At 71.0% G+C, this 9,108-nt stretch carries 7 protein-coding genes; 6 read left to right on the forward strand and 1 reads right to left on the reverse strand.

Annotated features, from left to right (window positions below; all coding sequences use genetic code 11):
* Positions 1–211 precede the first annotated feature (211 nt).
* Complete coding sequence (locus ACFXGX_RS16900) at positions 212–1,030, forward strand: rhomboid family intramembrane serine protease (protein ID WP_384791028.1); 819 nt, start codon at positions 212–214, stop codon at positions 1,028–1,030.
* 48 nt (positions 1,031–1,078) lie between these two features.
* Here the strand turns inward: ACFXGX_RS16900 and hemE are convergent, their stop codons facing one another.
* Positions 1,079–2,146, reverse strand: a complete 1,068-nt coding sequence (gene hemE / locus ACFXGX_RS16905; protein WP_384791031.1) for a uroporphyrinogen decarboxylase — start codon at positions 2,144–2,146, stop codon at positions 1,079–1,081.
* 216 nt (positions 2,147–2,362) lie between these two features.
* On the opposite strand from hemE, the gene ACFXGX_RS16910 reads away from it, so the two are divergent.
* From ACFXGX_RS16910 to ACFXGX_RS16930, 5 genes are all read left to right on the forward strand, one after another.
* Entirely contained in the window at positions 2,363–2,998 is a 636-nt protein-coding gene (locus tag ACFXGX_RS16910) for a DUF3000 domain-containing protein (protein WP_384791160.1), read from the forward strand.
* A gap of 291 nt (positions 2,999–3,289) precedes the next feature.
* A complete protein-coding gene (locus tag ACFXGX_RS16915; RefSeq protein WP_019073943.1) occupies positions 3,290–3,952 on the forward strand; it encodes a response regulator transcription factor in 663 nt (220 codons plus the stop codon).
* 97 nt (positions 3,953–4,049) lie between these two features.
* Positions 4,050–5,342 (forward strand): ribonuclease D, encoded by a 1,293-nt coding sequence (locus ACFXGX_RS16920; protein WP_384791163.1) that lies wholly within the window; start codon positions 4,050–4,052, stop codon positions 5,340–5,342.
* 327 nt (positions 5,343–5,669) lie between these two features.
* The gene (locus tag ACFXGX_RS16925) at positions 5,670–6,896 is read left to right on the forward strand and encodes a thiolase family protein (RefSeq protein ID WP_384791034.1); all 1,227 of its coding nucleotides are present in this window, start codon (positions 5,670–5,672) and stop codon (positions 6,894–6,896) included.
* Positions 6,893–9,019, forward strand: coding sequence for a 3-hydroxyacyl-CoA dehydrogenase NAD-binding domain-containing protein (locus tag ACFXGX_RS16930; protein ID WP_384791037.1), 2,127 nt, complete (start codon positions 6,893–6,895; stop codon positions 9,017–9,019). Before ACFXGX_RS16925 ends, ACFXGX_RS16930 begins: the two co-directional genes overlap by 4 nt.
* The last annotated feature ends 89 nt before the right edge of the window (positions 9,020–9,108 follow it).

Raw genomic sequence — 9,108 nt, forward strand, 5'->3', positions numbered from 1 at the left:
TCTCTGAGACCCTCTAAAAAGAGCGTCCACCTTCGACGACCCTCGCGCGCGCGCGCGCGCCCCCGCGGGGGGCTGAGGAGACATACGGCCGCGGGGGCACAAGTGTTCAGTGTGTTCGACGGGAAACCGCGCCCGGGGCCGGGCCGGCCGGGGGCCCGTCCGGCCCGTTGGAGCGCGGATTCACCCCGCGCTTCGCGGGCAGTAGTCCCTCGTGGTCATTCCCGTCCATGACGTGAACCCGGTGCGGCGCACGCCCTGTGTGACGTACGCGCTGATCGCCGCCAATGTGCTCGTGTTCCTCTACACCCCCGGTCTCGCCGGATCGGTGGCGGGCGACAGCGCTCTGTCGCAGCTCTGTCATCTGCACGCGTTCATGGACCATTACGCCGCCGTGCCGCAGGAACTGATCCACCATCGGATGCCCCGCCTGGTGCCGACCGGCGAGGTCGGCGGCGGGCTCCACGGGTCGGGCTGTGCGCTGGGTCCGCCGGACTACGACAAGTCCCCGCCGCTGTCGGTGCTCACGTCGATGTTCCTGCACGGGAGCTGGCTGCACCTGCTGGGCAACATGCTCTTCCTGCTGATCTTCGGCAACAACATCGAGGACCGGCTCGGACATGTGCGCTTCACGCTGTTCTACGTGGCGTGCGGCTTCGCGGCGGCGTACGGCTTCGCCCTGGTCAACGAGGACTCGGGCGACCCGCTGATCGGCGCCTCGGGGGCGATCGCCGGGGTCCTCGGCGCGTATCTGGTGCTGTATCCGAGAGCCAGGGTCTGGGTCCTGGTCCCGTTCCTGGTGTTCCTGCCGCTCCGGCTGCCCGCGTGGCTCGTGCTGGGCTTCTGGTTCGTGCTCCAGGCCGCGTACTCGTCCGGCGCCGCCGTGCCCGCCGCGGGCACCGTGGCGTACGCGGCGCACGTCGTCGGCTTCCTGGCCGGCATGCTCCTGGCCTGGCCGCTGCGTCCGGGCACCCCGCCACCGCCCGAACCGCGCCGCCTGCTGTGGGGCAGACAGGCGCGGCACGGCTGGTGAGGCGTGGAGAGGCCGACCGCGGGTTCCGGCGCGGGCCGACCGCGGCTTCTAGCGGGCCGTCTGCGTGTGGACGTACTCCACCAGTCGGCTCAGCACGTCGGGGTCCATGCTCGGCATGACGCCGTGCCCGAGGTTGAAGACGTGGCCCTCCAGGCCGGCGGCGGCGTCGAGCACCTCGCGGGTCTTCGCCTCGACGGCCTCGGTGGAGGCGTACAGGACCGCGGGGTCGAGGTTGCCCTGGAGCGCCTTGCCGGGGCCGACGCGGCGGGCGGCCTCGTCGAGCGGGACGCGCCAGTCGACGCCGACGACGTCCGCGCCGGCCTCACCCATGAGGCCGAGCAGCTCGCCGGTGCCGACGCCGAAGTGGATGCGCGGCACACCGTAGGAGGCGACGCTGTCGAAGACCTTGGCGGACGCGGGCATTACGGAGCGGCGGTAGTCGGCCGGGGCCAGGGCTCCGACCCAGGAGTCGAAGAGCTGGACGGCGCTCGCCCCGGCCTCGATCTGCACCTTGAGGAAGGCGGAGGTGATCTCGGCGAGACGGTCGAGCAGGTCGGCCCAGAGCTGCGGGTCGCTGTACATCAGCGCCTTGGTGTGCTCGTGGTTCTTGGACGGACCGCCCTCCACGAGGTAGCTCGCGAGGGTGAAGGGCGCGCCCGCGAAACCGATGAGCGGGGTCTCGCCGAGTTCGGCCGTCAGGAGCCCGATCGCCTCGGTGACGTACCAGACGTCCTCGGGGGTCAGATCACGCAGCTGGGCCAGGTCGGCACGGGTACGGATCGGGTTCTGGACGACCGGGCCGACGCCCGGCTTGATGTCCAGGTCGACGCCGATGGCCTTCAGCGGGACCACGATGTCGCTGTAGTAGATCGCGGCGTCCACGCGGTGCCGGCGGACCGGCTGGAGCGTGATCTCGGCGACCAGCTCGGGCCGCGCACAGGACTCCAGCATGGGGATGCCCTCGCGCACCTTGAGGTACTCGGGCAGTGAGCGACCGGCCTGCCGCATGAACCACACGGGCGTGTGCGGCACGGGCTCGCGCCTGCACGCCTTGAGGAAGGCGGACTCGTACGTGGCTGTCGGCTGCTGCCCGGCGGGGCTGTGGTTGGCGCTCACGACGGAAAGTCTCCCACGGTTCACGGGCGCCCCCGTCCCGGGCTCCGGTGCGCCCGCCGCCCCTCCGGACGGCCCGCTCGCGCGACGGCGTGCGCCCGGCGTGATCCGGACAGGGGTCCCACGCACGGGTGTCTCTCCCTGCGCGCGGGCTCCGTTCCCCTTAATCTTCCCGGCATGGCTGCGGCTCAGGGACGACTGTCGGACGGCGCTGGCGGAATGGACGACGCGAGGGAGGAGAAGGAGGGGGACAGGAATGCGGCGGAGACGGCCCCGGCGCCCTTCCGGGCGGCCGTCGACGCACTGCGGGCCGCCCGGCCGCGGCCGGACATCGAGATCGACCCGACGCGACCACCACAACGCCTGGCTCCTTACGCGTACGCGCTGGAGGCCGCGGTCGTCGCCGACGACGAGGATCTGGCCGACGGCCGTCTCGTCCTGCTGCACGACCCGGCCGGACACGACGCCTGGCAGGGCTCCTTCCGTCTCGTGACCCTGGTCCGCGCGGAGCTGGAGCCGGAGATGGCCGCCGACCCGCTGCTCCCCGAGGTCTGCTGGTCGTGGCTGACCGGCGCGCTCCAGGCCCGCGGGCTCTCGTACGGCGAGCCGAGCGGCACCGTGACGCGCGCGAGCTCGCACTACTTCGGCGGGCTCGCGGAGCGCCCGGCCGCCTCGCAGATCGAGATCCGCGCGTCCTGGACACCCCGGGAGGGCCTCGGCGGCGTACCGGACACCGCCGCGCACCTCGCCGGCTGGTGCGACCTGCTGTGCCAGATCGCCGGACTGCCGCCGGTGACTCCGGGTGACGCCTCGGTGGTCACCCTGCCGCAGCGCCGGGGACCACAGTCCCGCTGACCCCGCCGAGGGCGCGCGCCGACGCGCGCGCCCTTTCCGTTTCCTTACCGGCCACATGTCGATACGACCACTTTCGGCCGCGTATCGACGAGGAACGACGCGGAACGACTCGGTTCGATCTTCGGATGATCGATCGTGCGTCCGAATTGCACGGATTGTTACTCACCCCATCGTGATCATTCCCTAAAGGTCGACGGGTTTGATGCCGAAGACGTCTGTGACCTTGAAAGCACGGTTCGTCCTGGCTCGCCCCCCCCAGAGCCGGTCCCGTCCCGCACCCCAGGAGGCCTGGTGTCCGTTCTCCTCGAGCAGCCCGCAAGCCTGGTCGCCTACCGTCCGAACAAGCCGACCGCCATGGTGGTCGTGGCAGACCCCCGGGTCCGTTCCACCGTCACCCGCCATCTGTGGGCGCTCGGAGTGCGCGACGTCATCGAGGCGTCGTCCGTCGCGGAGGCCCGTCCCCGAATCGGCAACCCGCGTGACATCTGCGTCGCCGACGTCCATCTGCCGGACGGTTCCGGCCTCACCCTCCTTTCCGAAACCCGAGCCGCGGGCTGGCCCAACGGCCTCGCCCTCTCCGCAGCCGACGACATCGGTGCCGTACGCAACGCCCTCGCGGGCGGCGTCAAGGGCTACGTCGTCACCGGCACCCGTACGAACGTCGGGCTCCCCACCCGGCCCGGCGCCGCGCCCATCGGCTCGGCCGCCGCCCGTATGCACCGCCGCCCCCCGGGTGCCCCGAGCCACCCGGGCGGCTACCGCGAACTGTCCGGACGAGAGGTCGAGGTCCTGCGCCTGGTCGCGGAGGGCCAGTCGAACAAGGCCATCGGCGTCTCCATGGGCCTGTCCGCGCTGACCGTCAAGAGCCACCTCGCCCGAATCGCGCGCAAGCTCGGCACGGGTGACCGCGCCGGAATGGTCGCCGTGGCCCTGCGGACCGGAATCATCCACTGACCCCCCTCCGCCTCCTCCTCCCGATGCCCCGCACCCGACACCGAGCGGTCTCCCCGCCCGCCCGCCACCCGGCGCGTGAACCGCGTCTTGCGCTCACCTGACTGGTTTACGACCATCCGACGCCCAAGAGACCGCAGCAGACAGCTCACTGCGAACCACCGGAGGCGGCCCTCCGGACGACGTCGAATCGGCGCCGACCCCTTTGCTGGAGCCCCGAGAAGGCATCCCGCCGGTGATCACCGACGACGCCTCGCTCGCCGAGGTGATCGCCGCCTTCGCCGCGGGTACCGGCCCGGTGGCCGTCGACGCCGAGCGCGCGTCCGGGTACCGGTACGGCCAGCGCGCCTATCTCGTGCAGCTTCGCCGCGAAGGCGCCGGCAGCGCGCTCATCGACCCCGTCGCCTGTCCCGACCTCTCCGGTCTCGGCGAGGCCGTCTCCGGGGCCGAATGGGTCCTGCACGCCGCCACCCAGGACCTGCCCTGCCTGCGCGGGATAGGCATGATCCCCACCACCCTCTTCGACACCGAGCTGGCCGGACGCCTCGCCGGGTTCCCCCGGGTGGGCCTCGGCGCCATGGTGGAGAGCGTCCTCGGCTTCGTCCTGGAGAAGGGGCACTCCGCCGTCGACTGGTCGACGCGCCCGCTGCCCGAGCCCTGGCTGCGCTACGCCGCGCTCGACGTCGAGCTGCTGGTCGACCTCCGCGACGCCCTGGAGAAGGAGCTCGACCGGCAGGGCAAGCTGGAGTGGGCCCGGCAGGAGTTCGACGCCATCGCCCAGGCCGAGCCCGCGCCGCCGCGCAAGGACCCCTGGCGCCGTACGTCCGGGATGCACAAGGTGCGCCGCCGCCGGCAGATGGCCGTCGTACGGGAGCTGTGGGAGACCCGGGACCGCATCGCGCAGCGCCGGGACATCTCGCCGGGCAAGGTCCTCGGGGACACGGCGATCGTCGAGGCCGCGCTGGCCGTGCCCGTCAACCTGCACGCCCTGGCCGCCGTGAACGGCTTCGGGCACCGCATGGGCCGGCGTCAGCTCGAACAGTGGCAGGCCGCCGTCGACCGCGCGAGGGCGCTGCCGGACGCCGAGCTGCCGCAGCCCGGACAGCCGGTGACCGGGCCTCCCCCGCCGCGGGCCTGGGCCGACAAGGACCCGGCCGCCGCAGCCCGGCTCTCCGCCGCGCGGGCCGCCGTGTCGGCGCTGGCCGAGGAGCTGAACATGCCGCAGGAGAACCTGATCACGCCGGACACCGTGCGGCGCGTGTGCTGGGAGCCGCCCACGACGCCGGACACGCAGTCCGTCGGCGCGGCGCTCACCGCCTGCGGGGCGCGGCCCTGGCAGGTCGAGCTGGTCACACCGGCACTGGTGACGGCGCTGTCGCTGAAGACGGTCTAGGGGTCCAGGGGCGCGACCGCTGAAGTCCGCACCGGGGCGCGACACCACACACAGGGCCTCCTGATCCGATCCGCTTCGGCTCAGGAGGCCTTTTCCTCGGTCTCACGGCGCAGTCGGCCCGTCGAACGGACGACGAGATCACGCCAAGATCCTGGGCCTCCGGTCATGGCCGGTTTCCCCGGGCGTCCGGCCTTCCGGATGTGACGTTCGCCGCTCCCGCCCGCGAGACTGGGCAGGTTGGTTACTCGTAAGTAGCATGGGTGCTGAGCGCGCGCTCAGGCGTGTGTCCGCGCAGTAGTGCCATCCCGCATCTGGAGGAGAGCCATCGTGCCTCGTACCGTCAGGGACGTCGTCTTCGTCGACGGCGTCCGCACCCCGTTCGGCAAGGCGGGCCCGAAGGGCATCTACCACGAGACCCGCGCCGACGACCTCGTCGTGAAGGCCATCCGGGAGCTGCTGCGCCGCAACCCCGGTCTTGACCCCAAGAAGATCGACGAGGTCGCCATCGCCGCGACCACGCAGATCGGTGACCAGGGTCTGACCCTGGGCCGCACGGCCGGCATCCTCGCCGGACTGCCGCAGTCGGTCCCGGGCTACTCCATCGACCGTATGTGCGCGGGCGCGCTGACCGCCGTCACCGCCACCGCGGGCTCCATCGGCTTCGGCGCGTACGACGTCGTCATCGCCGGCGGTGTCGAGCACATGGGCCGTCACCCCATGGGCGAGGGCGTGGACCCGAACCCGCGCTTCGTCAGCGAGAAGCTGGTCGACGAGTCCGCCCTGTTCATGGGCATGACCGCCGAGAACCTGCACGACCGCTACCCGACCATCACCAAGCAGCGCGCCGACGAGTACGCCGTGCGCTCGCAGGAGAAGGCCGCCAAGGCGTACGCCAACGGCAAGATCCAGCAGGACCTGGTGCCGATCTCGGTGCGCAACACCAACGCGAAGATCGGTGAGACGGGCTGGGGCCTGGTCACCGCCGACGAGCCGATGCGTCCGGGCACCACGCTGGAGAACCTGTCCGGCCTGAAGACCCCGTTCCGCGTCCACGGCCGGGTCACCGCCGGTAACGCGGCCGGTCTGAACGACGGCGCCACCGCCTCGATCATCGCGAGCGAGGACTTCGCCCGCGAGAACAACCTCCCGGTCAAGATGCGCCTGGTCTCGTACGCCTTCGCGGGCGTCGAGCCGGAGGTCATGGGCTACGGCCCGATCCCGGCCACCGAGAAGGCCCTCGCCCAGGCCGGTCTGTCGATCGAGGACATCAACCTCTTCGAGATCAACGAGGCCTTCGCCGTCCAGGTGCTCGCCTTCCTGGAGCACTACGGCATCGCCGACGACGACGCGCGCGTCAACCAGTACGGCGGCGCCATCGCCTACGGCCACCCCCTCGCCTCCTCGGGCGTCCGTCTGATGACGCAGCTGGCCCGCCAGTTCGAGGAGCAGCCGGAGGTCCGTTACGGCCTCACCACCATGTGCGTCGGCTTCGGCATGGGCGCCACGGTGATCTGGGAGAACCCGCACCACAAGGACGCCGGAGGCGACAAGTGAGCACCGCTGAACTCCTCAAGGGAGCGGCCGAGCTGTTCCCCGACGAGGTCGTGACCTCGGCGAACGTACGCCACCTCGACCTGCCGTTCGGTGCCGGGCGCTTCGCGCTCATCACCCTCGACAACGGCTTCGACCACACCAAGCCGACCACCTTCGGTCCCGCGTCGCTGGCGAAGCTCGACGCCGCCATCGACCAGGTCGAGCAGGAGGCCGCGGCCGGCGAGATCGTCGGTATCGGTGTCACCGGCAAGCCGTTCATCTTCGCGGTCGGCGCCGACCTCAAGGGTGTCGAGCTGCTGAAGCGCCACGAGGACGCGCTCGCCATCGGCAAGGGCGGCCACGAGGTCTTCAAGCGTCTGTCGGGCCTCGCGGTCCCGACCTTCGCGTACTACAACGGCGCGGCGATGGGCGGTGGCGTCGAGGTCGGTCTGCACTGCTCGTACCGGACCGTCTCCGCGGCCCTGCCGGCCTTCTCGCTGCCCGAGGTCTTCCTCGGTCTGGTCCCCGGCTGGGGCGGCTGCACGATCCTGCCGAACCTGATCGGCGCGGACAAGGCCGTCTCGGTGATCATCGAGAACTCGCTCAACCAGAACAAGCAGCTCAAGGGTGGTCAGGTCTACGACCTCGGCATCGCCGACGCGCTCTTCGAGGGTGCGGACTTCCTGGAGCAGTCGCTGCTGTGGACGGCCGCCGTCCTCAAGGGCGAGATCGCCGTCGAGCGCCCGGAGATCGACCGCGGCGAGGCCTGGGACCAGGCCGTCGCGCGTGGCCGCTTCATCGCCGACAGCAAGGTGCACGGGGCCGCCCCGGCCGCCTACCGCGCGCTGGACATCATCGCCGCGGCCAAGGACGGCGACCTGCAGAAGGGTTACGACGCCGAGGACGTGGCGCTCGCCGACCTGATCATGGGTGGCGAACTGCGCTCCGGCATCTACGCCTTCAACCTGGTGCAGAAGCGCGGCAAGCGTCCGGCGGGTGCGCCGGACAAGTCGCTCGCGCGTCCGGTCACCAAGGTCGGCGTGGTCGGCGCGGGCCTGATGGCCTCGCAGCTCGCCCTGCTCTTCCTGCGCCGCCTGGAGGTCCCGGTCGTCCTCACGGACATCGACCAGGCGCGTGTCGACAAGGGTGTGGGCTACGTCCACGCCGAGATCGACAAGCTGCTGCTCAAGGGCCGCGTCAACCGGGACAAGGCCAACCGCCTGAAGGCCCTGGTCTCCGGTGTGCTGGACAAGGCCGAGGGCTTCTCCGACGCCGACTTCGTCATTGAGGCCGTCTTCGAGGAGATCGGCGTCAAGCAGCAGGTGTTCGCCGAGGTCGAGGCGGTCGCCCCGGCGCACGCGATCTTCGCCACCAACACCTCCTCGCTGTCGGTCACCGAGATGGCGTCGAAGCTGAAGAACCCCGAGCGGGTCGTCGGCTTCCACTTCTTCAACCCGGTCGCGATCCTCCCGCTCCTGGAGATCGTGCGCGGCGAGCAGACGGACGACGCCTCGCTGGCCACGGCGTTCGCCGTCGCCAAGAAGCTGAAGAAGACCGCGGTCCTCACCAAGGACGCCCCGGCGTTCGTCGTGAACCGCATCCTGACCCGCTTCATGGGCGAGATCCAGAACGTCATCGACGAGGGCACCCCGGTCGAGGTCGCCGAGAAGGCCATCGAGCCGCTCGGCCTGCCGATGTCCCCGCTGGTCCTCCTCGAACTGGTCGGTCCCGCGATCGGTCTGCACGTCTCGGAGACCCTCAACCGGGCCTTCCCGGACCGCTTCACGGTCTCCCCGAACCTCGCGGCCGTCGTCAAGGCGGGCAAGCGCGGCTTCTACGTCTACGACTCCGGCAAGCCGGAGCTGGACCCCGAGGTCGCCGCTCTCCTCAAGCAGGGCGACGTCGTCCTGTCCGAGGAGCAGGTGCGGGACCGGGTCCTGGACGCGGTCGCCCAGGAGATCGGGCTCATGCTCGACGAGGGCGTCGTCGCCGAGGCCCAGGACATCGACCTCTGCCTGATCACCGGCGCGGGCTGGCCCTTCCACCTGGGCGGCATCACGCCGTACCTGGACCGCGAGGGCCTCTCGGAGCGCGTGACCGGGAAGCGGTTCCTGGAGACGGGCGTGGCGTCGGTTCCGGCGTAACGGTCTGACGGCACAAGGGAAGAGGGGGCGCGCGCGCGGCGGCGGGGGCCCCAGAAGGTGAAAAAAAACCAAAAAACGGGGGGGGGGTA

The organism is Streptomyces sp. NPDC059371, from assembly GCF_042751995.1.
Taxonomy (GTDB): Bacteria; Actinomycetota; Actinomycetes; order Streptomycetales; family Streptomycetaceae; genus Streptomyces.